Raw genomic sequence first — 661 nt, 5'->3', positions numbered from 1 at the left:
CCACGCGATCCAGCGCCGCCGGATCGAACCCCGCCGCCGGCACGGCCGAGCGCGTCGGGCCGTCCATCTCCATGCCGGGCATCGCCGCCATGCCGGATGCCCCGCCGGCGATCTCCACCCGGGCGGGCACATGGCCGATCTGCCAATCCGGCACCGAAGGGCCCGGCACCGGCAGGATCGGCGCCAGCCGATCCTCGGCCGCCTTCAGCGCATGCCCCCAGACGAAGGACCAGGGCAGGCCGCTGGCCAGGAACAGCACCAGGAACAGCGAGACGAACAGGCCGGTGACCGCGTGCGCGTCGCGCCAGGCCGTGCGCCCACCCGCGCCCAGCCGCGGATAGACGACACCACCCCAGCCCTGCCCCGCCCCCCGGCGCGGCCACCACAGATACAGGCCGGTCACCGCCAGCACGATCGTCCAGGACGCCACAAGTTCCATGATGACCGAGCCGGCATTGCCCATCAGCAACTGGCCATGCAGGTTGAAGACCACCCGCTCGAACCGCGACTCCTCCGACACGCGCTTCAGCACCGCGAGCGTGACGGGGTCGAGATAGACGCGCACCGCATCCCCGCCCCGCCCGACCAGCACCCGCAGCGCCGCATGGGGCGAGGACGGCAGTTCATAGGCCAGGAAACGGCCCCGGGGTACGGCGCGCAG

1 protein-coding gene is annotated in these 661 nt (G+C 72.6%); it reads right to left on the bottom strand.

From position 1 onward, the window contains the following. On the bottom strand, nt 1-661 hold a 661-nt coding region (locus tag HUK84_RS21690; protein ID WP_176641980.1), incomplete at both ends, for a PepSY-associated TM helix domain-containing protein.

Origin of the sequence: Nguyenibacter vanlangensis (genome assembly GCF_013376155.1) — a bacterium.
In the GTDB taxonomy this organism is placed as follows: domain Bacteria; phylum Pseudomonadota; class Alphaproteobacteria; order Acetobacterales; family Acetobacteraceae; genus Gluconacetobacter; species Gluconacetobacter vanlangensis.
The sequence above is the reverse complement of the archived record's forward strand: the minus strand, read 5'-3'. Positions and strand labels throughout refer to the sequence as shown.